Genomic DNA, 22,453 nt, shown 5'->3' with positions numbered 1-22,453 from the left:
GCCCCCTCTTCCGTTATCTGAGGTTCTTGCTCACCGTAGCCGCCATCTCGTCGGCGGCCTGGATAATCTTGGAGTTCATCTCATAGGCGCGCTGGGCCGAGATCAGGTCGGTGATTTCCTTGACCGGATCGACGTTCGACGCTTCGAGATACTTCTGCTTGATCAGCGCAAAACCCGGATCAGCCGGCGTGCCGACGATCGGCTCGCCGGAGGCCGGCGTCTGCTTGAACAGGTTTTCGCCCTGCGGCTCGAGACCCGCTTCATTGACGAAGTTGGCAACCGTCAGCTGGCCGATTTCCTGCATCGCCGGATCGTTACCGATGCGCACCATTACCTGGCCGGAGCTGGTGAAGGCTATTTCGGTGGCGTCCTGCGGAACGGTGACGCCCGGCACGACGGTGTAGCCGTCGATCGTCACCAGCTGGCCCTGGGCATTCTTGTTGAAGGCGCCCGCACGGGTATAGACCGTCTCGCCATCGGGCGTTTCGACCTGGAACCAGCCACGGCCGACCAGCGCGAGGTCGTAGTCGTTGCCGGTGCTGACCAGGCTGCCCTGGATATGCAGGTTGCGCACGGCGGCCGTCTGGACGCCGAGACCGATGATCGCACCTTCCGGAACGATCGCCTGGTTGGAGCGGTTCGGCACGCCCTGGGCGCGCTCGGTTTGATAAAGCAGGTCGGAAAACTCTGCGCGGGCACGCTTGTAGCCGGTGGTGTTGATGTTCGCGATGTTGTTCGCGATCACTTCGAGGTTCAGCTGCTGGGCGTTCATGCCGGTTGCGGCAATGGAAAGGGCCTTCATGTCTCGTTCCTTCAGATCTGCATGCGCGCGATTTCGAGGTAGGCGGTCACCACCTTGTCGCGGATCGCGATTGCGGTCTGGAGTGACTGTTCGGCGTTCATCACCGCATCGACGACTTCACGGGTGTTGGCCTGGCCGCGGATGCCGTCGAGCGATGCGCCTTCGGCTTTCTTCATCGCGCCGATAGCGTCGGTCGCCATGTCGCCGAGAACCGAGGCAAAGCTCTGGGATTGCGGGGCCGCCGGGGTGGCGCTGGCCGCACCGAAGACCGACGACGAAGAGGACGTAAGGCGGGTACCTTCGGCCTCTTTCATGACCGAAAATGCGCCGACAGAATTAATTGCGTCGATCATTATTGTGATGCTCTCAACAGGTCGATTGTTTGGGAAACCAGGTCGCGCGACTGCTTGATCGTCTGCAGGTTGGCCTCATAGGCGCGGTTGGCTTCGCGCATGTCGGCCATTTCAACCAGGATGTTGACGTTCGGCATCTTGACCATGCCCTTCTCGTCGGCGGCCGGATTGCCCGGGTCGAACTCGATGGTGAAGTCAGAATCATCGGTGCCGAGCCGCTCGATCTCGACGAGCGATGCGCCGCTGGCCCTGTCGACCTCGGCTGCAAAGCTGATGGTCTTGCGCCGGTACGGGTCGGCGCCGGGTGCGTCGCCGGAGGAGCGTGCATTGGCGATGTTTTCGGAAACGATGCGCAGGCGGGTCGATTCTGCTTGCAGACCGGAGGCCGAGACCTTCATGGCCGAAGTCAAAGGATCCATGGTTGTTACTTCCGTACCGTCATGAGCATCATACGGTGAAACGCTTTGACGAGCCCGGCACTGAGCTCGTAGTCGCGCTTGATCTCACCGGTCTTCATCATTTCCTGCTCGATCGCGACGCTGTTGCCGGATTGCTGGATCTGAACGCCGTCAAGCATGCCGACCTCAGCCACCTGCGAGGCTTCGAGGCTCTCGGTGAAGTGCGCCTTGTGGGTCGCGGCCATCTGGATGCCGGTGCTTTCCAACACGCTTTCGAACGGCTTGACGTCCTTGGCCTTGTAGTGCGGCGTATTCGCGTTGGCGATGTTGCCGGCCACCACGTTCTGGCGGACGGTCAGCCACTGGGCCTGCCGGGACGCGAGTTCGAAAAGCTGAATCGGTTGCATCAAAAGCTCCATGCTTGGTGATGCGAACCTAGGTCGGTAATCTTGCGTGGGACTTGTCGTCGGAAACGAGCTTGGTGCTGATGCCGGAACGCATCCAAAACACGCAGGACATTATCCGTTGCGGACAGTGACGAACCCGCAACGGAGAAGAACGATCGGAAAATGGGGGCCGGTCAGTCGGCCTGGTAGACCTCGCCGCCCGACGTGATCATCACCCAGCGGCCATCGCGCTCTTCAAGCGTCGCCAGCCGGCTGTTGTCCGGCAGGATCGAACCGATGCGCACGATATACATGCCGGTCGTATCCTCGATCAGAGCCCGACCGTTGGCGACATGCATCAGCTTGAAGCCGGATTTGCCTGGGAATGGCTGCTCGAGCCCCTCCTTCGGAGCGGTCCCCTCGACGGCCGGGCCGCCGCCAAGGCTTGGAACGGTCGCCGTCGTCAGTTGGTCGATTGCCGCGACGGTTTCTCCGTCCATATCGGACATTGCCAACGGCGATACTGACAGGACGCTACGCGCTGGCTTCTCCGGCAGATCACGCGTCGAGCCCTGCCACAACGGCGGCATCGTGAACTTGTCCTGATTGAAAAAGGCGTACCAGGGAAAGAAGGTCGCAAGGGCCGCCAGCATGATGCCGGTTGCGGCCAGCGCCTTGTCGATCATCGGCATGCCGGATTCGCGCTTGCGCTGGCGGATCGTTTCGTCGGCGTCGTAGTCGGTCACACCCATCACCTCGGCCTCATCCCTGCAGCACCCGGCTGATTGCCCATTGCCGCGGCCTTCAGCGCACCGGCAAGATCGGAAAAAGCATCCTGCGTCGGCGGCTCGCTCGCCGTCTGTGTCAGCACGTCGTAGATCACCGGCACCTGCTTGATCGCCATGTCGAGATCGGGATCGCCACCCGGGCGATAGCCGCCGATCAGGCGCAGGTCGCGCGTTTCCTCGAAGCGGTGGATCAGCGCCTTCAGCCGCGACACCAGCTTTTCCTGGTCCGGCGTCCAAGCCTTGCGTGCCAGACGGGAGATCGACGCCAGCGGATTGATCGGCGGATAGCGGCCTTCTTCCGCCAGGCTGCGTTCGAGCACGATGTGCCCATCGAGAATGCCGCGCGTCGAGTCGGCGATGGGATCGTTGTGGTTGTCGCCGTCCACCAGGATCGAGATGATCGCAGTGATGGTGCCGGCGCCCTCAGCGCCGGGACCAGCACGCTCAAGCAGGCGCGGCAATTCGGTAAAGACCGAGGCCGGATAGCCGCGGGCGATCGGCGGCTCGCCTGATGCGGTCGCCACTTCGCGGATCGCATGGGCGAAACGGGTGACACTGTCGACGATCAACAGCACGTTGTCGCCGTTGTCACGATAGTGCTCGGCAATGGTGACGGCGGTCAGCGGCGCCATCTTGCGCAGCATCGGGCTTTCGTCGCTGGTCGCGACAACGGCAACCGATTTGGAAAGATTGTCGCCGAGCGTGTCCTCGATGAATTCGCGCACTTCGCGGCCGCGTTCGCCGACCAGCGCGATGACCACCTTGTCGAAGGCATCGGCGCGCGCAAGCATCGACAGCAGCGTCGATTTGCCGACACCGGAACCGGCAAAAATGCCGAGGCGCTGTCCGAGGCAGAGCGGCGAAAAGATATCGATCGCCCGCACACCGGTGCGGAACCCCTGCTCCACACGCTTGCGGGTCATCGACGGCGGTGCCGTGTTGGAAATCGAGCGGCGGACGTCGCCCTGCAGCAGCGGACCGAGGCCGTCGATCGGCTCCGCAAGCGCGTTGATCGCCCGGCCGCACCATTGGTCGGTCGGCGCGATGCGGAAGGCGCCCTTGCGGATGACTGTATCGTGGATGCCGATCGGATCGCCCGGCTCGATCGGGCAGACGACCACGCGTTCAGGCTCGACGCGCACCACTTCGCCGAGATGCGTTCCAGTCGAACTCTTGTGCGCGACGAAATCGCCGAGCCGGACATGTCGCGACAGGCCGGTCACCGTATAGTGGCCCGGAGAGATCGTCTGGACGTGGCCGCCCGGCGCAATCGAATGTTCAGGTTTGGCGTAGCGTTCGACCAGGCCGGCAAGGGCAGCCAGCGATGTCGATGCGGCGCTCGTCTTCAGGCCTTCGCGTTCCATACCGTTTCCCGTCACGCCTTAGCGGCTGCCACCGAGCGTCTTGATCGCTTCGTCGAGCGACCCTTCGCTGTCACGCATCAGCGCGGTGATGTTGTCGAACGCGCGGGTGACCATGATCAGCTGCGACATTTCCGCGATGGCGTTGACGTTGGATTCTTCGAGGAACCCCTGCATGACGCCGACATCGAAGCGATCGACGACCGGTTCCGGCTGTACCGCCGGAAGCACCGCACTGTTGTCGAGGCGCATGAAGCCCTTGCTGAAGTCGGCCTGGTAGAGGCCGAGCGAGGCGACCGCGACACCGTTCTGGTGCAGGGCACCGTCGGCGCCGACGGTCACGTCGCCGCCCGAGCCATTGATCTGGATCGGCGCGCCGCCGGCGTCGAGAACCGGATAGCCGCGAATGGTGACCAGTTCGCCGGTTTCGGTCAGCGTGAAGCGACCGTCGCGCGTCAGCGCCGGACCCGAGGGCGTGTCGATCTGAAACCAGGCATCGCCTTTGACGGCAAAATCGAACATGCCTCCGGTGCGCGTCAGCGAACCGTTGCTGCTATTGAGGAACTCTTCGCCCTTGCTGACGTAGGAAACCTTGGTCGGCTTGGTATCGCCGAGCATCTGGTTGAACTTCACTTCCGTGCCGCGGAAACCGACGGTGCCCGAGTTTGCGATATTGTCGGCAAGTGTATTGAGACGCTTTTCAAGCGCCATCTGCGACGAAATCGCAACGTAAAGACCGGTCTGCACGTTCAGCGTCCCCCGAGTTTCAGGCTGTTGATGGACAGGAGCAGGTCGGAAGAGATGCCGTAGCCGCTCGACGCGCCGAAAACCGCAAGCGGGTCGTAACCGTCCGTTGAATTGTTGATTTCCCAAAGCGCCGTAAAGCGATCGAGAAAGTCCGTCAGCTTGGCCGGATCCTGGAAGTCCTTGAGGTCGATTGCGTCCTCATAGGCGGCCGCCTGACGGTCGACCTCGGTGCCGGCGAATTCGTCGGGCAGCTGCAGCGTGGTGCGCACCACCTGCGCCAGCGCCTCGTCGGCAATGATGGCGTAACCGCTTGATATCGACGGCGCCATGCGGGCGAAATAGAGCGCGAGCCGCACGCCGGCGTTCTCCTCGCCGGCACTCTGCTCGAGCGTCTGGCGGGCGTATTTGTCGACGACGCCCTTCTGGGCGCGATCGAAGGAGGTGGCCGCCTCGCCGTGAAGGGCGAAATTCAGCGATTCGGCCAGCTGCTTGTAGCGGCTGTCGGTCAACTTGTTGGCGAAGGCATCCTCGTTGTCGACGCCCTCGGTCAAGACCTTGCGCATGAAGGCCTTGGCGTAGCCCATGTCTTCGAGACCGTGCGCCTTGATCGCATAGTTGTAGAGGCGCGTGTCAGCGAAAAACTGGTCGATCGTTTTTATGTCGCCGATCTTCGAAAGATAATATTCGGTCTCGCGGGCGACGTCCGGTTCCTCGGCGACGCGCTCCAGCGACTTGCCCAAGTCGGCCGTAATCAGCTTGTAGCTCGTATAGGTCGTGGTCACGATCGGTCGCCCTTAGCGGAGTGAGACGGGCGCGACTGGAGAGCCGGCCATAGCAAATCCTGACCGGATTGGCTTGCGCGAACCTGTTCCACCGCAATGATTTCCGCCGCTTCGACGGCCAGCCTCACGCAAGGAAGAAACCTTATCCCGTTAGACGAAAATGGGATCGTGTCAGGTATCGAAAATGAACATCATCATCGGGCTTCTTGTGACTTTCGGCTGTATTCTCGGCGGCTACGTGGCCATGGGCGGCCACATGGAAGTCCTCAACCAGCCTTTCGAACTGCTGATCATCGGCGGCGCCGGTATCGGCGGCTTCATCATGGCCAACTCCATGAAGGTGGTGAAGGATACCGGAAAGGCTCTCGGCGAAGCGTTTCGCCATAAGGTTCCCAAGGAGCGGGAGTATCTCGACACGCTCGGCGTTCTCTACTCGCTGATGCGCGATCTGAGAACCAAGTCGCGCAACGAGATCGAAAGCCACATCGACAACCCCGAAGAATCCTCGATCTTCCTGTCGGCGCCGACCGTGCTGAAAAACAAGGAACTGACGGCCTTCATCTGCGACTACGTCCGCCTGATCATCATCGGCAACGCCCGCTCGCATGAGATCGAGGCGCTGATGGATGAAGAAATCCAGACGATCACCCACGACAAGATGAAGTCCTACCACGCGCTGACGATCATGGGCGACGCCTTCCCGGCGATCGGCATCGTCGCGGCGGTTCTCGGCGTCATCAAGGCGATGGGCGCGATCAGCGAAGCGCCTGAGGTTCTCGGCGCCAAGATCGCCGCCGCACTCGTCGGCACCCTGCTCGGCGTGTTCCTCTCCTACTCGATCGTCGCTCCGCTGGTCGCGAACATCAAATCCGTCCGCGAAAAACAGAACCGGCTCTACATCATCGTCAAGCAGACGCTGCTTGCCTACATGAACGGCTCGGTTCCGCAGGTCGCGCTTGAATACGGCCGCAAGACGATTTCGGCCTATGAGCGTCCTTCGATCGACGCCGTCGAGCAGGAGATGATGAACCCCGGCGGCGGCAGCGAAAGCAAGGCGGCTTGATCCCATGACATCAGGAACACCGACAAACGTTCATCCCTTCGACAGGAAACTGCTGGCGCGCATGACCGGCGCGCTCGGCGACGACCGCGCGATCGGCCGGGTGGCGCTCGATCTCGGCCAGGTGTTCGGCGAATTCCTTCCCGACATCTGCAAGGCGGAAACCGGCCTCGACATCGCCATCGGCTATGCGGGCTTCCGCACCGGCCTGCGCAACAGCCTGATCGCCGAGCTCGGCAACGGCGTGCTGATCAGCGACATCTGCTTGCGCAACTGGTGCCCCGACTTTCTGATCAGCTGCGACAGCCCGATCATCATCACCATGGTCGAGGCGCTGTTGGGCGCGGAGCCGACCGATATCGAAGAGCCGCAACCGCGCACACTTTCCCCGATCGAAATCGACGTCGCCCAACCGATCTTCGAGAAGATCGCCGACGTGCTTCGCACCGCCGTCAACGCGTCGGGCGGCTTCGAGCCGATCGTTGCCCGCGCCCACAACAGTGCTTCCCGCGGCAAGCCCGACCCTGCGGTCGAGGACGTTCATGCGGCAGCGATCGACATGACGATCGGTTTCGGCCCTGTTTTGTCGACCTTCTCGATCATCGTGCCGCAAAGCGTGCTGTTGAAGACGCAGATCGTCTTTCCGAAGGGTGCCGGCCAGAACCGCAAGCAGAAGTCCGAATGGACCGAACAGATGGAGGAGCAGGTTCGCCGCTCCGCCGTCACCATCGAGGCACGCATCCGGCTTGAAAGCCTGACACTCGAGACGATCAGCCGCCTCCGGGCCGGCGACGTCATTCCCTTCCACGATGCCCAGGACGTTCGCGTCGACGTGAACGCCAACGGCCGCGATCTCTACGTCTGCGAGTTCGGCCGATCGGGTGCGAAATACACCGTGCGGGTCAAGGATACCCACGGCTCCGAACAGGACATCCTTCGCCACATCATGAGTTAATTCGGCTCGCCGTCGCCAGGCAGTAGGCCTGAGGCAAGCTTCAACTGGAATAGTTCGCACATGGCACCCAAGAAAGCACCAATCAACGAACAGGCCGCACTCGCTGTCGGAGACATGGAACTCGACCAGGCGATCGACGATCTGCGCGGTGTTCTCAAGAAAGACACGGACGCGCCGGCTGGCTTCGGCGCCGAGTTCGGCAGCGTAGACACGCTCAGTGGCGCAGGCGAATTCGGCGGCGAATTCGCCGCTCCGGCCGATGGTCTTGGCGCCTTTGGCGGCGACTTCGGTTCGGACACCTTTGGCAACGATCTGTCGGAGACCCCGGCCACCACGGATTTCGGCGGCGGCAGCTTCGGCGCCAGCGATTTCGGCGCATCGGACTTCGATGCCGGTGAAACCGTCACCGACACGCCGCCCGGCAGCGGCATGACCGCCAATCTCGACCTGATCATGGATATTCCGATCGATGTTCAGATCGTTCTCGGCACCAGCCGAATGCAGGTATCGGGTCTCATGAACCTGACCGAAGGCGCGACGATCTCGCTCGACCGGCGGATCGGCGAACCGGTCGAAATCATGGTCAACGGCCGGATCATCGGCCGTGGTGAAATTACCGTTCTCGAAGGCGACGACACCCGGTTCGGCGTCAAGCTCATCGAGATCAAGGGCAGCAAGAAGTCATAGAACCCAATCATTGGGCGAGGGATGAATCCATGATGGATTTCGAAAGTTTTGAGGCTCAGGCACTCTCCAGACCTCTCAACCAGACCGACAAGGCAGCAGCCGTTCTGCTCGCGATGGGCAAGACCGTCGCCGGAAAGCTGCTGAAGTTCTTCACCCAGAGCGAGCTGCAGGCGATCATCGCTTCGGCGCAGTCGCTGCGGGCCATCCCTCCCCACGAACTGGAAGCGCTGGTCAACGAATTCGAAGACCTGTTCACCGAGGGCGCCGGCCTCATGGACAATGCCAAGGCGATCGAGAGCATTCTCGAGGAAGGCCTGACCCCGGACGAAGTCGACGGCCTGCTCGGGCGCCGCGCCACCTTCCAGTCCTACGAAGCCAACATCTGGGACCGACTGCAGGAATGCGACCCGGTCGCGGTTGCGCTGCAGCTGGCCAAGGAACATCCGCAGACCATTGCCTATGTCTTGTCGATGATGCCGTCGAGCTTCGGCGCGAAGGTCCTGCTGCAGCTCTCCGAAGAGCAGAGGCCGGATATCCTGAAGCGCGCCGTCAACATGAAGGACGTCAGCCCGAAGGCTGCGTCGATCATCGAGAACCGCGTCATGGAAATGATCGGCGAGATGGAAGCCGAGCGCAATTCCGCCGGTCCGACCAAGATCGCCGAGGTGATGAACGAGCTCGACAAGCCGCAGGTCGACACGCTGCTCGCTTCGCTCGAATCTCTCAGCACCGAATCGGCCAAGAAGGTTCGCCCGAAGATCTTCCTCTTCGACGACGTTCTTTACATGCCGCAGCGCAGCCGCGTTCAGCTGTTCAACGATGTCTCGACCGACATCATCACCATGGCGCTGCGCGGTTCGACCTCGGACCTGCGCGAATCGGTGCTCGCCTCCATCGGCGCACGCCAGCGCCGCATGATCGAATCCGATCTTGCCATGGGCGATGCCGGCATCAACCCGCGCGACATCGCCATCGCCCGCCGCTCGATCACCCAGGAGGCGATCCGCCTTGCCGCAAGCGGCCAGCTGGAGCTGAAGGAAAAGGAAGCGCAGGCCGCCTGATCCATCCGGTCGCCGGGTATCCTTTCAAGGACCGGCGCTAAGCCTGATCGTAGAACCACAACGCGGGCCCTTGGCCCGCGTTCCTGTTTTGGAGAGATCGACGGCCCCCGCATTTCCTGTTGACCCGGCATGATTGCCCCCGCGAAGCCCTTGTCTGCCCTAGTTTCCGGGTTCACTACAAACAGCGCAAGATCAGCGCTGTCTTGTGGAAACCGGTCGGGAGATTTCCTGTCGCATGTCGGACGATCAGGATAAGGACAGCAAAACAGAATCCCCGTCGGAGAAGAAGATCTCCGACGCCGCCGACAAGGGCAACGTGCCCTTCTCCCGCGAAGCGACCACCTTTGCCTCGATTGTGGCGATCTACATCTTCTTCGTGTTCTTCCTGACCGACGGCGCCAGCACGGTTGCCGCGGCGCTCAAGGACATTTTCGAGCAGCCGGAAGCCTGGCGACTGAACAACGCCACGGATGTCGTCGCGTTGATGACGCACCTCGCGTGGAAGTCGACAGCACTGCTCGTTCCCGTCTTCGTGCTGCTCATCGTCTTCGGCGTCGGCTCGTCGATCTTTCAGAACCTGCCGCGTCCGGTGCTCGATCGCATCCAGCCGAAGATGAACCGGATTTCGCCGATGGCGGGCCTGAAGCGCATCTTCGGCGTTCAAGGGTTGGTGGAGTTCGGAAAGTCGCTGTTCAAGATCATCGTCGTGTCGATCTTCGTCGTGCTGGTTCTCTGGAACGACTACTTCGCGACGCTCGATCTGATGTTCTCCGATCCGGTTATGATCTTCTCGACGATGACGTCCGATCTCAACCAGGTGATGATCGTCATCATGCTGGCCACCGCCGTTTTGGCGATCGCCGATCTCTTCTGGTCCCGTCACCATTGGTACACCGAACTGATGATGACCAAGCAGGAAGTAAAAGAGGAGATGAAGCAGGCGCAGGGCGACCCGATCGTCAAGTCGCGCCTGCGCTCAATGCAGCGCGATCGGGCGCGCAAGCGCATGATTTCATCGGTGCCACGGGCAACCCTGGTGATCGCCAACCCTACCCACTATGCCGTTGCCCTGCGTTATGTCCGCGAAGAAAGCGACGCACCGGTGGTCGTTGCCCTTGGTCAGGACCTCGTTGCCCTCAAAATCCGCGAGATCGCAGAGAAGAACGGCATTCCCGTCTTCGAGGATCCACCGCTTGCACGCTCCATGTTTGCACAAGTCTCGGTCGATAGTGTGATTCCACCCGTGTTTTACAAGGCAGTTGCCGAACTCATTCACAGGGTGCATGCGCAATCGCAACCAAAACGGATGACGTAACGCCGATGAAAAAGTGCGAATTCTCCGAGAGACGGGAACAGATAGTAGCCGAAGCGATCCGCCCAGTGGCGACCGAGTTGCGTCTCATCGACGCCGCGGATTTCATCGCTCTCCTGCGGTTCGAATCCTATGCCAGCCTCGCTGACCTCGTTGAATCGGCCGCCGAGCTCTATTTCCTGCCCGGAACGGTCAATTTCGGTCTCGGCGGAAATTACAATCTGGATTGGGACAGCGAGCCAGAAATCGTGCTCGATCTCGAGCTCAAGCCGCGCGGCGTCACCATCTACGTACGCCTCTCGCTCGGCAACGACACCGCCGGCATCGAGATCAGCCACATCACCTTCCAGAACCCGTCGGCGGATCCAGACGAGAACACGGCCTTCCTTGCAAAGAGCCTGACCGAAGCGAAGTTCATCAAATCCTATGAACTGCCTCTGGCGTGTTAGAGCGCTTCCGGTTTAAACGGAGCCGTAGAAACGATCTATATTATTGTTTTTACGCATTTCCTGACGGAAAACCGCTACGCACTTTTCCTGGAAATGCTCCGGGTCGCCCGATCTTCAGCTGATGTAGCCGAGGCGAATAGCCTTGGCGATCGCCTGAATACGGTTGACCGAATCGAGCTTGGTCGTGGCGGCGCCGAGATAGGCGTTCACCGTGTGGACGGAGAGCCCCATCCGTTCGGCGATCTCTTCGCTGATATGGCCGTCGCCGGCCATCTGCAGGCAGGCGATCTCACGATCACTCAGCGTCTCCGGCCGCACCATGCGCTTCTCGTCAGCCGCCAGAAGGTCTGTCATGATCGTGCAGCTACGGCCATGCAGATCAACCACCTGCTCGGTCGTCGCTTCGACATAGCTGCCGGCGAAGACCACATATCCATTGCCCTGCGCACCGAGCCGCACGGGAAAGGCAATGCCGGAATAGGGTAGCTTGCGCGCTTTCAGACGGTGGCCGAAGTGCCCGAACTCGAACATCTCCGCCGCCTGATGTTCGCCCGAGCCATTCCAAAGCACCGGCAGCAGCGATGTGTCGAGATGGGCCGTCAACTCGTCGCCGTAAAGAGTTATGAGATCATGCGCGTTCGCTTCCGAGGAAACTCCCCAGTTGTCGAGCACGCAGGTCAGCTTGCGCACCGCGCCCATACCCTTGCCGTTGAGCCGCAGGACGGCGAAATGCTTGGCGTTGATCTGACGCTGCATCGCCTGCAATCGTGTGATCAGAGTGGCCGCGCGCGCCGCCCTGCCGCTACGGCTGTGCCGCTGGTCGTCGTCGTTGCGTCCACTGGCGAGGAAATGGGTCATCAGTCTCGCCCCTCAGACCAGGTTGTTGCGGACGGCATAGGCGATCGCCTCGGAGCGGGTTCGCGTGGCTGTCTTTCGCATGACGCTGGTGATGTAGTTGTTGATTGTGTTGCGGGAGATCCCGAGAATGACGGCGATCTCTTCGCTCGTCTTGCCCTCGGCGATCCAGGACAGGCACTCCAGTTCACGGTCGGTCAAGTCGAAGTCGCGATCGTGCCGCACTTCGGCGCGTGTGGTGAAGCTTGCGAGGTATCCAGCAAGCAGGGTCACATCGCGCAGGCTCTCCTGCGACAGGATCACATCCTCGGGAACGAGCAGCATCAACGAGAAGCGCAGCCGTCCGACATTGAAGGTGACCGCGCAATATTCGCGGCTGATGCCCCGTGGCAGGTCGATGTCGTCGGGCAGCGAATAGAACACTGGCTGCAGCACCGAGAGGCATTTTTCAAGCTCGGTCGTCTTGGCATGAAGTCCGATGATGATGCCCGAAAGCCGTCTGACGATGTCGAACGGCCAATCCGAGCAGACGACGAAGTCGAGCCCGTTATCCTGCGAGAGATCGTATCGCGCCAGGAGATAATGGCTCGCGCCAACATATTCGGTCAGCGCCGCAAGCCCGCTTCCCAGGTTGGCGCGCCCCGCCATGTCGCCCAGCCGCCGAAACAACTGATCACGCGTAAGCCCACCACCGCGTAGGCGTGTCGACGCTGTCGGCAAAGGCCAGACAGTTATGTCTGCTTGCGAAATGTCCATGATGTCAGCCCCCGTGCCGGATTCACCGCCCTGGAACCTGCGCTTGCACTGTCGCCGCCAACAGCCGGCCCAAGCCGAATATCACCACCAGTCGCAATTCAGGACGCGAATCAATGTTAAAAATGTACATCCGTCCTCAAAAAAAACCATCGTCATCTTCTCGCTATTTACTTCACCACCCTTTCATGAAACGATTCGCCGAGATGCTGCTTCAGCATTGTCCGATCCCGGGCACCACGCAGCACATGTTTTGACATAGCGTTGATATTTAAAAGAGTTTTGCCGTTCGAATTGCCCCTGCTCCGCTGACGCACCGATTTCGCGCAGCGCTGGGCGGCTCGCTGAGCACAAATTCAGCCCAAATCTCGTCATTCACCAGAGTCAGAAGAAGCTTCGAACAGGGGCGAATTTTACTTTCGACTGACGCCTGTTGCGAAAATGCATCAATTATTCACTCGAACAACCGCAGTCTATCAATATATAAAACTCGAATACGTCGAGAATTATTATCGAATAACCCAATTTATATTCCAATTTATCTGTGTATTGACGATGGCAGACGCAGTAAACCGGCCCACCTTCCGCACCCGGGCAGCAACGGCGGAATCTAAAAATTAAGATCTCGTTAAAGTATTACAATCGCGGGCCGCACCCATGACTCGGGCGACGGCACAACGATTCTTACCGTGGATTCAGCGGCCGATACCGGCAACCGCCGAGACTCGCACAATATTTGCACGGGACACGACGGCAAGAGCGCTGCACCCGCAACGCCTGCGAAACGAAAAATCCCGCCGATGCGGCGGGATTTGTCACTATCAGACGATTTCTGTGTGTGATCAGGCGGCTTTCTCGAGAGCCCATTTGCGCAGGATCTTTGCGGCGCGCTCTTCGCTGATCTCGACCATGCGTGCAAGGCGCCTTTCCGGTCCTTCCTTGACGCGACGGTTGAAGGCGCCTGCGTCTTCGCCCATGCTGAGCAGATCGTCGGTGCTGTCGAAGCCGAAGTCGGAGCCGAAGCCGTCCATGAGGGCGCCACCGGCACCTGCTGTCGCAGGGGAGAAATCGGGCAGTTCGAGACCGGCGGATTCGTTGGCGAGCTGGCCGGAGCTTCCGCCAAGGCCGAGCTGCCGAGCCAGCGGCCGCATGCCCATCCAGACCACCAGGAAGGCGACGACGACGAAGGCGAGCGCGTTGATGATGCCGCCAAGATTGCGCGTCAGCGTCTCCATGAGACCCGGACCCGCGATGGCCTGGTCAAGCAACTGCGTCTCGACGAAGTCCATGGCGTTCAACGTCACCACGTCGCCACGGTTCGCATCAATGCCGGCGGCTGACGATACGATCTTCTGCATCTCCTGAAGATAGGCATCGATCTTTGCCTGATCGACCGGCTCACCGACCATGGCGGCAAGGCGGCCGCGATTGACGACCACCGCAATCGACAGGCGCTCGACCGTGTAGCTGTTCTTCACGGTGGCGATCGTCTTGCTGTTGATCTCGTAGTTGGTCTGTTCTTCCTTCTTCTCGGCCTGGTCGTTCGACTGCGGGCCGGCACCGCCGCGCGGAGCGGCCTGCGGGATGTTCTGCTGTACGGTTGCGGCATTGTCCGGCTGCTGCTGGCTGGACTTCTGCTCTTCCTTGGTGACACGGGTGGAGCGTTCGACGCGCGATTCCGGATCGAACATCGTTTCCTGGATCTGCTGCGTGTCGGTGTTCAGACGAGCCGTAACGCTGGTGCGGAAGTTGTCCATGCCGAGGAATGGGGCGAGCGCGTTGTCGATCTTCTTCTCAAGCTCGGTCTGGACATTCTGCACCACGCCCAGCGACTGGTTGAGGGCGCTGTTGGCCGGATCGTCGCCAGAGGCGAGAAGCTGGCCGGTCGAATCGAGGATGGTCACGTCATCGAAGTCGAGCCCCGGTACGGACGAGGCGACGAGATGGCGGATGGAGGCTGCGGCATTGCGGCCGACCGTGGCGCTGGCGCGGATCATCACCGAGGCGGTCGGGTTCTGGTCTGCCTTACGGAAGCTGCCACGCTCAGGCATCACGATGTGGACGCGGGCGGCGGCGATACCGGAGATCTGCTGGATGGTGCGGCCGATTTCGCCTTCAAGCGCGCGAACCCGGGTGACTTCCTGCATGAAGGAGGTCAGACCGAGCGAGCCGACATTGTCGAAGAGTTCGTAGCCGGCATTGGCGCTGCTCGGCAGGCCGCGCTCGGCCAGGAGCAGACGGGACTTGCCGGTCATGCCGACGGGAACCTGGATGCTGCCGCCATCCGCACCGACGTTGAAGTCGATGTTGGCTTCTGCAAGCGCAATGCTGATTTGAGTGACGTCGCTTCGCTCAAGCCCGACATAGAGCGTCTCGAACGATGGCCTGTTGACGTAGATACCGGCCCCCAGGACCATGCCGACAGCGACAATGCCGGCGGCCGCCAGCGCTATCAGCTTGCCTTGCCCCAGACTGGCGAGGTTCTTCGTGAACATCGAAAATTGATTCAACAGACTCATTCTGTTTCCGCACCCAGTATCGCAGGACATTCGAGCCGGTCATCCGACGAGCGCCCTGCGCAGTTCCAACATTTTGGGTTTGGTGGGTGTCGCGTGCCCCGCAACGACTTCCAACACACACGAATCCATCAGCCCCGATCGGGACCGTAGGAAACGAAACTTGCGCGAACTTGGCTTTCGCCGCCAGTCTCGGGGAAATCGGGGGATATAGCTGTAGAGAAATCTGGCTGCACCGACGGACGATGCAGCCCAAAGGCCAGAGCGCTTCCATCTTAAAAGAGCGCGTCCATCTTAAACGGGGCGCGGAAACGCTCTCTTTGTTTTTACGCGTTCCCTGACGGAAAACCGCTCCGCACTTTTCCTGGGAAGGCTTTAGAACGCCTCAAAGTCGCCCGCCGCCTTGGTCAGCGGCTGCGAATGGCCGTGACGCAACATGCCGTTGCCCAGCGCCTTCTTCATGTCGGCGAGCTTGACCAGGCTAACAGCCGTGGTCACGTCGACGAGGCAGGTATCGGGGATCACGGCGGTGATCGTGTCGATGAACTCGGCCAGGCCGCGGGTCTTCTGCACGGCCAGATCGATGCCCTGCAGCACCATCATCTCGTCGCGATTGTCGAGTGCCGAGGCGCCCCGACCGCCGAGCAGCTGAGGCTCGATCCGTTCGATGAGATAGGCGACGTCGTGAAGTTCGGTGACGACGCGCATCAACACTTCGGGCAGCGATTCTTCCACGTGCGGCATGTGGCCCTGGTAGTCAGTCTGCATTGTCGGTTCTCACGTGGTTTTTCTGACGATAGTGCAGGCGTGTGGTTCGCCTGCGGAGCATGCCCCGCAGGATCAGAAGAATTCGATGGAGCTTTCGACCGGACGTGGCGCGATCACCGGGCGCTCTTCCAGCTGGACCGTGCGCTGGGTTTCCACCCCTGTCAGTGCGTACTGACGGGCGCGTCCCGACGACGGCCAGTATTCGAGCTTGCGGCCGTGTTCACCGCCGGTGCTCTCGCCGACGATGCGGATGCCTTCGTCAAGCAGGAACTGCCGGGCAAAGGCGGCATTCTGCTCACCGACATTCGAAAACCGGGCGATGGTCTTGGCGCCGCCGAAGATCTTGGCCTCGAGCCGATCACGCCGGGCGCCCTGCTTCAACAGACCGTTGATCAGCAGTTCCATGAGATGGACCCCATAGCGGGTCGCATCGCCGCCGGAAGCGGGCGACGACGCCGATCCCGGCAGCAGGAAATGATTCATGCCGCCGACTCCGACCACGGGATCGCGCATGCACGCGGCCACGCAGGAACCGAGAATGGTCGACAACACCACATTGGGATCGTTGAAGACCTTGTACTCGCCCTGAATGACATGCACGCGCTTGCCGACGGCTTCCATGTTCATTTCAATGCCCCAAATACGGCTTCGATCGCGGCCTTCATCTTTTCGATCGTGAACGGCTTGGCCAGCACGTTGTTGGCTCCGAGCGCTGCCGCCTTCTGGACCAGCGCGCGGTCGCCCTGCGCCGTCAGAATGATGAAGGCCGCCTTCTTGGTAGCCGGGTTCGACCGCACTGCCTGGAGCAGGCCAAGGCCATCCATCTTCGGCATGTTGAAGTCGGAGATGACAAGGTGATGCGGGTTCTGGGCCATGATCTTCATGCCCTGTTCCCCATCACCGGCGGCGGTGATCTGCTTGAAGCCCAGCTGCTGCAGGGCGTCGCCCAAAAGCAGGCGGCTCGTGACCTGATCGTCGACGATCAGAACTTTTATTTTTTCGGCGATGGACATTATTCGCTTCCTTCCTTCCGGAACGCCGCGGTCTTCAGTATCTCCTCCCCGATGGAACCGAGGGGGAGCTGCGTTTCGACGGCGCCCAATTCATAGGCAACTCTCGGCATACCGTAGACGACACACGTCTTTTCGTTTTGTCCGAAGGTCTTTGCCCCGGCATGCCGCATTTTCAGGAGACCGGATGCGCCGTCACGGCCCATGCCAGTCAGAATGACGCCGATCGCATTGCGACCGGCAAGTTCGGCGACCGAATCGAACAGCACGTCGACCGAAGGACGGTGGCCGTTGACCGGATCCCGATCGACCAGACGGCAGCAAGGCGCCGTCGGATTGGAGACCTGCAGGTGGCGCTCGCCGCCCGGGGCCAGATAGACCTTGCCGATTTCGAGGCGTGCGCCATCGGTTGCTTCCTGCACCGTCGGTGCGCACAGGCGATTGAGCCGCTCGGCAAAGCTCTTGGTGAAGGTGTGCGGCATATGCTGTGTGATCACAGTCGGCGGGCAGTTCGGCGGGAACTTCTGCAACACGGTGATCAGGGCCTCGACGCCGCCGGTGGAAGCGCCGATGGCGATGATCTTGCGCCCTGCCCGATATTCCGAGGCACCGTTGACATTGGCCGCCGTCGGCGCTGCCGCCTTGTTGCCGGTGATGATGAACTTTCGCTGCGAGCGGGCTGCGGCCTTCACCTTGTCGATCAGATCGCCGAAGGGGTTCGGATCGCCCGGAAGGGGTTTTCCGACGCAATCGAACGCACCGATTTCAAGTGCTGCAATCGTCGCCTCGGCACCCTTGTGTGTCAGCGTCGAGACCATGATGACCGGCATCGGGCGCAGGCGCATGATCTTGTCGAGGAATTCCAGGCCGTTCATGTTCGGCATCTCGATGTCGAGCGTGACGACATCGGGATCGAGCTGCTTGATCGCCTGGCGCGCTTCCATCGCATCGGCCGCCTGGCCGACGACGGTCACGCCGGGATCGGAATTGAGAACTGCGGTGATCAGGCCACGCATGGTGGCGGAGTCGTCGACGACGAGAACGCGAGCGGGTGCGGTCATGCCCGTCCTCCATGAAACTTGCCGGTATGGCGGTAGGTGGTGATGCCGATATTGTCGAACTGCGACTTGGCGTCGCCCGACACGCGCTCGGAATGACCGATGTAGAGATGTCCATTGGTGCCGAGCATTCCGGCAAAACGCGACCAGATCTTCATCTGCGTCGGCTCGTCGAAATAGATCACCACGTTGCGGCAGAAGATGACATCGAACGGCCCCTTGAACGGCCATTGGGCCATCAGGTTGAGCTCGTTGAAGGTGATGAGCCGCTTGACGCGATCGTCGATCTGCCACTTGAAGCGGCCGCCGGCATTGACCTCGTCGAACCATTGCTTGCGCATGGCCGGATTGACCGTTTCGAGCGCGGTGGCATCATAGGCGCCGGCCCGTGCCAGCGTCAGGATCTTCGGGTCGATATCGGTCGCGAGAATGCGGAAGTCGTAATCGGCCGCGTTCGGCAGCAGCGACAGCACCGTCAGCGCGATCGAATAGGGCTCCTGCCCGTCCGAGCACGCCGCAGACCAGATACGCACGCGACCGCCGGCCTTGGCGCGGGCAATCAGCTCCGGCAGAACCTCCGTCTTCAGATGCTCGAAGTGATGATTCTCGCGAAAGAAGCGGGTGAAGTTCGTCGTCAGATGCGAGAGCATGTCGCGGCGGGCGGCAGCGCCTGCCGGCGAGGAGACCAGCTGGCAGTACTCGCGGAAGCCCTTGAGACCGAGGTTGCGGATGTGCTTCGACAGGCGGGAATAGACCAGCGATGCCTTGGTCTCGTTGAGATAGATGCCGGCATCGGCATAGATCATCGCTGCGATTTCACTGAGATCGCGGCGCGTCAGCGGATACTCACCGCTTGCCAAACATTCATCGGGCGACTGCTTCTGCTCCAGAATGGCCTGGTTTCTCATGCTGCTTCCCTTTCTTCCTGCGGGAAGACAGATTCGAGTTCTATCAGGCAGATCAGCCGGCCTTCGATCGCGAGCACGCCGCGGGCGAAGCTCCTTTCGAATTCGGACGAGATGACATCAGGTGTCGGCTGGATCTTGTCATCGGTAATCGTCAGTATGTCGGAGACGGCATCGACCAGCAGGCCGACGACCTGGTTCTTCACCTGGGCGACGATGATGACATGGCGGACGGTCGGCTCGGCCGGCTTCATGCCGAGGCGTGCCGACAGATCGATGATCGGCAGCACCGCGCCGCGCAGATTGATGATGCCGAGCATATAGGCCGGCGCATGCGGCATTGCAGTCGCCGGTGTCCATCCGCGGATTTCGCGCACGGACATCACGTTCACGCAGAACTCCTGATCGCCGACGCGGAAAGCAATCAGCTCTCGTCCGTCCGTGGTCAGATTCCTTGCGGCATAGGTCATCGCATTCATCCAGCAGCAGCGAGAGACATTTCAGCCTTCAGCGAATGGCCACGCGAGGCGGCCACGATCGTGTCGACATCGAGGATGAGCGCCACCCGACCGTCGCCAAGAATGGTCGCCGCAGCGATGCCCGGCACGTGGGTGTAGTTGGCCTCAAGGCTCTTGATGACGACCTGGCGCTGGCCCTGGATGGCGTCGACCATCAGTGCGCGCTGGCCGCCACCTTCGGATTCCACCAGAAGTGCGACGCCTTCGACCGGGTTTGCCTGGCTGGCGCGGAAGTTGAGGATGCGACCGACGTCGACCAGCGGGCAGAAGGAGTTGCGGATCGATATCAGCCGCTGGTTGGAGCCGAACGAATGGATTGCGGCGGCTTCCGGCTGCAAGGTCTCGACGATCGCCGTCAGCGGCACCACCAGCGTCTGGTTGGCGACCGTGACCACCATGCCGTCAAGCACGGCGAGCGTCAGCGGCAGGCTCATGGTGAAGACCGAGCCGTGGCCGGGCTTCGAGGAGATGTTGATGCGGCCGCCGAGCGCCTGGATCGAGCGCTTGACCACGTCCATGCCGACGCCGCGGCCGGAGATGTCGGAGATCTTGTCGGCGGTGGAGAAGCCGGCGTGGAAGATCAGGTTGTCGATCTCCTCGTCGGAGAGATTGGCATCGGCGGCGATCAGATCGTTGTCGATCGCCTTCTGGCGCACCTTCTCGCGGTTGATGCCGGCGCCGTCGTCGGCAAGCTCGATGACGATGCGGCCCGACCGGTGCTTGGCCGTCAGGCGCACGGTGCCTTCGGCGCTCTTGCCGGCGGCGAGACGCTTCTCCGGCGTTTCGAGGCCGTGATCGACGGCGTTGCGGATCATGTGCGTCAGCGGTTCGGCCAGCTTGTCGATGACCGTCTTGTCGACTTCGGTGTTTTCGCCTTCGGTGATGAGACGGACAGACTTGCCGGTCATGTCGGCGATTTCGCGAACGATGCGCGACATGCGCTGGAACACCGGCTTTACCGGCTGCGCGCGGATCGCCATCACCGAGTCCTGGATCTCGCGGGTGAGCTGCTGCAGCTCCTCGAGGCCCATGTTGATCGACGAGGTGCCGTTGGCGTCGTTTTCGACCACGCTCTGCGACAGCATCGCCTGGTTGATCACCAGTTCGCCGACGAGGTTGATCAGGCGGTCGACGCGATCGAGATCGACGCGGATGGTCGGTGTCGCGGCGGATGCGGCTGCCTGCTGCGCGGCTGCGGATTGCGCCGCGGCACTGGCGGCGGCACCGGCCGACTTTTCAACAGGCGCACGGGCGGTCGACTGGGCCATCTGCAGCACGTTGCTGGCCGTGCCGGCGGCAGAGACGGCCGCATCGCGGATCGCCTGCCGGGCTGCCAGCTGCTCTTCTTCCTCGATCACGCCGACCGAAACAGCCGGCTCGTCGTCGAGGATCGAGAGGTCGAACGGCACCGGCTGCATCGGCAGCTCTTCGCTCGGAGCGGCTGTGTCATCGGAGACCAGCAAAATCTCGAGGTCGCAATCCCACTCGGCGAATTCGAACACGGTGCGGATCGCGTCCTCGCCCTTGTCCGTCTTCAACGAGATCTTCCAGGAGAAGTAGGCGGATTCCGGATTTAGGCGATCGAGCGCCGGAAGCGCGTCCATGTCGCAATGGATGCTCATCTCGCCAAGGCGGGAAAGGTCGCGCAGAAGCAGCGTTGCCTCGTTGCCCTTGGCGTAGAGATCGGATCTCGGCTTGAAGACGATCTCGTAGGTCGGCATCTCCATCAGCGCCGGCTCGTCTGCCTCGAAATCGTCGAAGGAGAACGCGACGGGCTGGAAGCCTTCGTCGTTGGCGACGGGTGCCGTTACAACCGGGGCGGCCTTGGTGACCGGCTCGGCAGCGGCCGACGCCTGCGGTACCTCGCCGTTGGCAAGCGCCTCGAGTTCCTTGATCAACTGGCGGCTGCGCGCCTCGTCGACGCTACCGCCATCGCGGGCAGCGTTCGTCAGGTCGGCGAGCACGTCGGCCGACTTCAGCATCACCTTCAGAACCTCAGGACCGGGGTCGAGCCTGTTGGAACGAACGCAATCAAGTGTCGTCTCGAACACGTGGGCGAAGGAGACGAGGTCGTCGAGCCCGAAAGCGCCGGCGCCACCCTTGATCGAGTGCACCGCGCGAAACACCGCATTGACCGTTTCCGGATCGCGGTCGCCGTCATTGAGCTTCAGCAGACCCGATTCCAGTTCGGCGAGTTGTTCCTCGCATTCCTGGAAGAAGATCTCTTTGATTTCGTTCATATCCATTGGAGGCTATCCTCGGACTTCAGGCCGTTACGCGCTCGATTGCATCAATCAGTTTGGTCGGGTCGAACGGCTTGACGATCCAGCCGGTAGCTCCGGCCTGACGGGCGCGGTTCTTCTTTTCGGCGTCGCTTTCCGTGGTCAGGACCAGGATCGGGATAGCGCGGTAACGGTCGTTCTTGCGCACGCCTTCAATGAAGCCGAAGCCGTCGAGACGCGGCATGTTGATGTCGGTGACGATGACATCCGGATTGGCTTCTTCGAGAACCTCGAGGCCCTCGACGCCGTCCTCTGCCTGGATCGTTTCGAAACCGGCATTGTTCAGCGTGACCAGAAGCATGTTTCGGATCGTCCGGGAGTCGTCGACTGTCAGAACTCGCTTTTTCATTCTTCAAATCTCCTTTGCCATCAGGTGATCGATATCGACCCCGATGAGCTGTGTCGTTTTCTCGAAAGCGTCCGACACCTTGCTGAAGGTGAAAGACAAATGATCCTCTTCCCAAGTCTTGGCGCCGGCCATCAGCACCTGGACGCAGAGCGTTCCAACCCGCTCGACCGCCGAGGCGTCGATCGTGAGATCGCTGCCCTTCAGGCCCAAAAGCTTCTCATGCAGCGCTGTCGCTTCGTTCAGGTCCAACACCGGAGCGAGGCTGAGCGTCTTCTGAGCGGTCTTTTTGCTGGCCATT

26 protein-coding genes are annotated in these 22,453 nt (G+C 61.2%); 6 read left to right on the top strand and 20 right to left on the bottom strand.

The window, feature by feature from the left end; all coding sequences use genetic code 11:
* Positions 1 to 13: 13 nt before the first annotated feature.
* The 8 genes from flgG to IB264_RS02785 form a co-directional block, all read right to left on the bottom strand.
* Entirely contained in the window at positions 14 to 802 is a 789-nt protein-coding gene (flgG, locus tag IB264_RS02820; protein WP_025425921.1) for a flagellar basal-body rod protein FlgG, read from the bottom strand.
* An 11-nt stretch (positions 803 to 813) separates the two neighbouring features.
* Positions 814 to 1,155 (bottom strand): flagellar hook-basal body complex protein FliE, encoded by a 342-nt coding sequence (locus IB264_RS02815; protein ID WP_025425920.1) that lies wholly within the window; start codon positions 1,153 to 1,155, stop codon positions 814 to 816.
* Entirely contained in the window at positions 1,155 to 1,574 is a 420-nt protein-coding gene (gene flgC / locus IB264_RS02810; protein ID WP_025425919.1) for a flagellar basal body rod protein FlgC, read from the bottom strand. Before flgC ends, IB264_RS02815 begins: the two co-directional genes overlap by 1 nt.
* Positions 1,575 to 1,579: 5 nt before the next feature.
* Complete coding sequence (gene flgB / locus IB264_RS02805; protein WP_025425918.1) at positions 1,580 to 1,960, bottom strand: flagellar basal body rod protein FlgB; 381 nt, start codon at positions 1,958 to 1,960, stop codon at positions 1,580 to 1,582.
* A gap of 173 nt (positions 1,961 to 2,133) precedes the next feature.
* Complete coding sequence (locus tag IB264_RS02800; protein WP_025425917.1) at positions 2,134 to 2,691, bottom strand: hypothetical protein; 558 nt, start codon at positions 2,689 to 2,691, stop codon at positions 2,134 to 2,136.
* The gene (gene fliI, locus IB264_RS02795; RefSeq protein WP_025425916.1) at positions 2,691 to 4,091 is read right to left on the bottom strand and encodes a flagellar protein export ATPase FliI; all 1,401 of its coding nucleotides are present in this window, start codon (positions 4,089 to 4,091) and stop codon (positions 2,691 to 2,693) included. Before fliI ends, IB264_RS02800 begins: the two co-directional genes overlap by 1 nt.
* 18 nt (positions 4,092 to 4,109) lie before the next feature.
* Positions 4,110 to 4,835 carry a flagellar basal-body rod protein FlgF gene (gene flgF / locus IB264_RS02790; protein ID WP_025425915.1) on the bottom strand — a complete coding sequence of 242 codons (726 nt, stop codon included), beginning with the start codon at positions 4,833 to 4,835 and terminating at the stop codon, positions 4,110 to 4,112.
* Positions 4,836 to 4,837: 2 nt separating this feature from the next.
* Positions 4,838 to 5,617: a DUF1217 domain-containing protein gene (locus IB264_RS02785; protein ID WP_025425914.1), complete on the bottom strand. Its 780-nt coding sequence runs from the start codon at positions 5,615 to 5,617 to the stop codon at positions 4,838 to 4,840.
* A gap of 184 nt (positions 5,618 to 5,801) precedes the next feature.
* Between IB264_RS02785 and motA the strand changes: the two genes are divergently transcribed.
* The 6 genes from motA to IB264_RS02755 all read left to right on the top strand — a co-directional run bounded on the left by motA (position 5,802) and on the right by IB264_RS02755 (position 11,141).
* The gene (gene motA, locus IB264_RS02780) at positions 5,802 to 6,680 is read left to right on the top strand and encodes a flagellar motor stator protein MotA (protein WP_025425913.1); all 879 of its coding nucleotides are present in this window, start codon (positions 5,802 to 5,804) and stop codon (positions 6,678 to 6,680) included.
* 4 nt (positions 6,681 to 6,684) lie between these two features.
* Complete coding sequence (locus IB264_RS02775; RefSeq protein WP_025425912.1) at positions 6,685 to 7,632, top strand: FliM/FliN family flagellar motor switch protein; 948 nt, start codon at positions 6,685 to 6,687, stop codon at positions 7,630 to 7,632.
* Positions 7,633 to 7,692: 60 nt separating this feature from the next.
* Positions 7,693 to 8,319, top strand: coding sequence for a flagellar motor switch protein FliN (gene fliN / locus IB264_RS02770; protein WP_025425911.1), 627 nt, complete (start codon positions 7,693 to 7,695; stop codon positions 8,317 to 8,319).
* Positions 8,320 to 8,348: 29 nt separating this feature from the next.
* Complete coding sequence (gene fliG, locus IB264_RS02765; protein WP_025425910.1) at positions 8,349 to 9,380, top strand: flagellar motor switch protein FliG; 1,032 nt, start codon at positions 8,349 to 8,351, stop codon at positions 9,378 to 9,380.
* A 235-nt stretch (positions 9,381 to 9,615) separates the two neighbouring features.
* On the top strand, positions 9,616 to 10,695 hold the full coding sequence (gene flhB, locus IB264_RS02760) for a flagellar biosynthesis protein FlhB (protein WP_192433121.1): 1,080 nt from the start codon (positions 9,616 to 9,618) through the stop codon (positions 10,693 to 10,695).
* A 5-nt stretch (positions 10,696 to 10,700) separates the two neighbouring features.
* Complete coding sequence (locus tag IB264_RS02755; RefSeq protein ID WP_025425908.1) at positions 10,701 to 11,141, top strand: hypothetical protein; 441 nt, start codon at positions 10,701 to 10,703, stop codon at positions 11,139 to 11,141.
* Positions 11,142 to 11,255: 114 nt separating this feature from the next.
* Here the strand turns inward: IB264_RS02755 and visR are convergent, their stop codons facing one another.
* The 12 genes from visR to IB264_RS02695 all read right to left on the bottom strand — a co-directional run bounded on the left by visR (position 11,256) and on the right by IB264_RS02695 (position 22,452).
* Positions 11,256 to 11,999 (bottom strand): transcriptional regulator VisR, encoded by a 744-nt coding sequence (visR, locus tag IB264_RS02750; RefSeq protein WP_025425907.1) that lies wholly within the window; start codon positions 11,997 to 11,999, stop codon positions 11,256 to 11,258.
* A 12-nt stretch (positions 12,000 to 12,011) separates the two neighbouring features.
* A complete protein-coding gene (gene visN / locus IB264_RS02745; RefSeq protein ID WP_025425906.1) occupies positions 12,012 to 12,752 on the bottom strand; it encodes a transcriptional regulator VisN in 741 nt (246 codons plus the stop codon).
* A gap of 839 nt (positions 12,753 to 13,591) precedes the next feature.
* Entirely contained in the window at positions 13,592 to 15,268 is a 1,677-nt protein-coding gene (gene fliF, locus IB264_RS02740) for a flagellar basal-body MS-ring/collar protein FliF (RefSeq protein WP_025425905.1), read from the bottom strand.
* A gap of 372 nt (positions 15,269 to 15,640) precedes the next feature.
* Positions 15,641 to 16,033 carry a hypothetical protein gene (locus tag IB264_RS02735; RefSeq protein ID WP_025425904.1) on the bottom strand — a complete coding sequence of 131 codons (393 nt, stop codon included), beginning with the start codon at positions 16,031 to 16,033 and terminating at the stop codon, positions 15,641 to 15,643.
* Between the two features lie 72 nt (positions 16,034 to 16,105).
* Positions 16,106 to 16,660 carry a chemoreceptor glutamine deamidase CheD gene (gene cheD / locus IB264_RS02730; RefSeq protein WP_025425903.1) on the bottom strand — a complete coding sequence of 185 codons (555 nt, stop codon included), beginning with the start codon at positions 16,658 to 16,660 and terminating at the stop codon, positions 16,106 to 16,108.
* Positions 16,657 to 17,046: a response regulator gene (locus tag IB264_RS02725; protein ID WP_025425902.1), complete on the bottom strand. Its 390-nt coding sequence runs from the start codon at positions 17,044 to 17,046 to the stop codon at positions 16,657 to 16,659. Before IB264_RS02725 ends, cheD begins: the two co-directional genes overlap by 4 nt.
* Positions 17,046 to 18,104, bottom strand: coding sequence for a chemotaxis response regulator protein-glutamate methylesterase (locus IB264_RS02720; protein WP_025425901.1), 1,059 nt, complete (start codon positions 18,102 to 18,104; stop codon positions 17,046 to 17,048). The genes IB264_RS02725 and IB264_RS02720 overlap by 1 nt, the downstream gene beginning before the upstream one ends.
* On the bottom strand, positions 18,101 to 19,009 hold the full coding sequence (cheR, locus tag IB264_RS02715; RefSeq protein WP_025425900.1) for a protein-glutamate O-methyltransferase CheR: 909 nt from the start codon (positions 19,007 to 19,009) through the stop codon (positions 18,101 to 18,103). The genes IB264_RS02720 and cheR overlap by 4 nt, the downstream gene beginning before the upstream one ends.
* Positions 19,006 to 19,476: a chemotaxis protein CheW gene (locus IB264_RS02710; RefSeq protein WP_025425899.1), complete on the bottom strand. Its 471-nt coding sequence runs from the start codon at positions 19,474 to 19,476 to the stop codon at positions 19,006 to 19,008. Before IB264_RS02710 ends, cheR begins: the two co-directional genes overlap by 4 nt.
* A gap of 5 nt (positions 19,477 to 19,481) precedes the next feature.
* Positions 19,482 to 21,770, bottom strand: coding sequence for a chemotaxis protein CheA (locus tag IB264_RS02705; protein WP_025425898.1), 2,289 nt, complete (start codon positions 21,768 to 21,770; stop codon positions 19,482 to 19,484).
* A gap of 19 nt (positions 21,771 to 21,789) precedes the next feature.
* Entirely contained in the window at positions 21,790 to 22,155 is a 366-nt protein-coding gene (locus IB264_RS02700; RefSeq protein WP_025425897.1) for a response regulator, read from the bottom strand.
* A 3-nt stretch (positions 22,156 to 22,158) separates the two neighbouring features.
* Positions 22,159 to 22,452 carry an STAS domain-containing protein gene (locus IB264_RS02695; protein WP_025425896.1) on the bottom strand — a complete coding sequence of 98 codons (294 nt, stop codon included), beginning with the start codon at positions 22,450 to 22,452 and terminating at the stop codon, positions 22,159 to 22,161.
* Position 22,453: the final 1 nt, after the last annotated feature.

This window comes from Ensifer sp. ENS11 (assembly GCF_014851895.1).
Taxonomy (GTDB): Bacteria; Pseudomonadota; Alphaproteobacteria; order Rhizobiales; family Rhizobiaceae; genus Ensifer; species Ensifer canadensis.
Note: the sequence above shows the minus strand (reverse complement) of the source record. Positions and strands in the feature narration are given on the sequence as shown.

Bases quoted from the DNA above. Each gene is read 5' to 3' on its own strand.
- IB264_RS02700 (WP_025425897.1), bottom strand. From the start codon at position 22,155: ATGAAAAAGCGAGTTCTGACAGTCGACGACTCCCGGACGATCCGAAAC.
- IB264_RS02720 (WP_025425901.1), bottom strand. From the start codon at position 18,104: ATGACCGCACCCGCTCGCGTTCTCGTCGTCGACGACTCCGCCACCATG.
- IB264_RS02705 (WP_025425898.1), bottom strand. From the start codon at position 21,770: ATGGATATGAACGAAATCAAAGAGATCTTCTTCCAGGAATGCGAGGAA.
- IB264_RS02800 (WP_025425917.1), bottom strand. From the start codon at position 2,691: ATGGGTGTGACCGACTACGACGCCGACGAAACGATCCGCCAGCGCAAG.
- IB264_RS02775 (WP_025425912.1), top strand. From the start codon at position 6,685: ATGACATCAGGAACACCGACAAACGTTCATCCCTTCGACAGGAAACTG.
- fliG (WP_025425910.1), top strand. From the start codon at position 8,349: ATGATGGATTTCGAAAGTTTTGAGGCTCAGGCACTCTCCAGACCTCTC.
- visR (WP_025425907.1), bottom strand. From the start codon at position 11,999: ATGACCCATTTCCTCGCCAGTGGACGCAACGACGACGACCAGCGGCAC.
- flgC (WP_025425919.1), bottom strand. From the start codon at position 1,574: ATGGATCCTTTGACTTCGGCCATGAAGGTCTCGGCCTCCGGTCTGCAA.
- IB264_RS02735 (WP_025425904.1), bottom strand. From the start codon at position 16,033: ATGCAGACTGACTACCAGGGCCACATGCCGCACGTGGAAGAATCGCTG.
- motA (WP_025425913.1), top strand. From the start codon at position 5,802: ATGAACATCATCATCGGGCTTCTTGTGACTTTCGGCTGTATTCTCGGC.
- IB264_RS02755 (WP_025425908.1), top strand. From the start codon at position 10,701: ATGAAAAAGTGCGAATTCTCCGAGAGACGGGAACAGATAGTAGCCGAA.
- cheD (WP_025425903.1), bottom strand. From the start codon at position 16,660: ATGAACATGGAAGCCGTCGGCAAGCGCGTGCATGTCATTCAGGGCGAG.
- fliF (WP_025425905.1), bottom strand. From the start codon at position 15,268: ATGAGTCTGTTGAATCAATTTTCGATGTTCACGAAGAACCTCGCCAGT.
- flgB (WP_025425918.1), bottom strand. From the start codon at position 1,960: ATGCAACCGATTCAGCTTTTCGAACTCGCGTCCCGGCAGGCCCAGTGG.
- flhB (WP_192433121.1), top strand. From the start codon at position 9,616: ATGTCGGACGATCAGGATAAGGACAGCAAAACAGAATCCCCGTCGGAG.
- flgG (WP_025425921.1), bottom strand. From the start codon at position 802: ATGAAGGCCCTTTCCATTGCCGCAACCGGCATGAACGCCCAGCAGCTG.
- IB264_RS02695 (WP_025425896.1), bottom strand. From the start codon at position 22,452: ATGGCCAGCAAAAAGACCGCTCAGAAGACGCTCAGCCTCGCTCCGGTG.
- cheR (WP_025425900.1), bottom strand. From the start codon at position 19,009: ATGAGAAACCAGGCCATTCTGGAGCAGAAGCAGTCGCCCGATGAATGT.
- IB264_RS02710 (WP_025425899.1), bottom strand. From the start codon at position 19,476: ATGACCTATGCCGCAAGGAATCTGACCACGGACGGACGAGAGCTGATT.
- IB264_RS02725 (WP_025425902.1), bottom strand. From the start codon at position 17,046: ATGTCCATCGCCGAAAAAATAAAAGTTCTGATCGTCGACGATCAGGTC.
- fliI (WP_025425916.1), bottom strand. From the start codon at position 4,091: ATGGAACGCGAAGGCCTGAAGACGAGCGCCGCATCGACATCGCTGGCT.
- fliN (WP_025425911.1), top strand. From the start codon at position 7,693: ATGGCACCCAAGAAAGCACCAATCAACGAACAGGCCGCACTCGCTGTC.
- IB264_RS02815 (WP_025425920.1), bottom strand. From the start codon at position 1,155: ATGATCGACGCAATTAATTCTGTCGGCGCATTTTCGGTCATGAAAGAG.
- visN (WP_025425906.1), bottom strand. From the start codon at position 12,752: ATGGACATTTCGCAAGCAGACATAACTGTCTGGCCTTTGCCGACAGCG.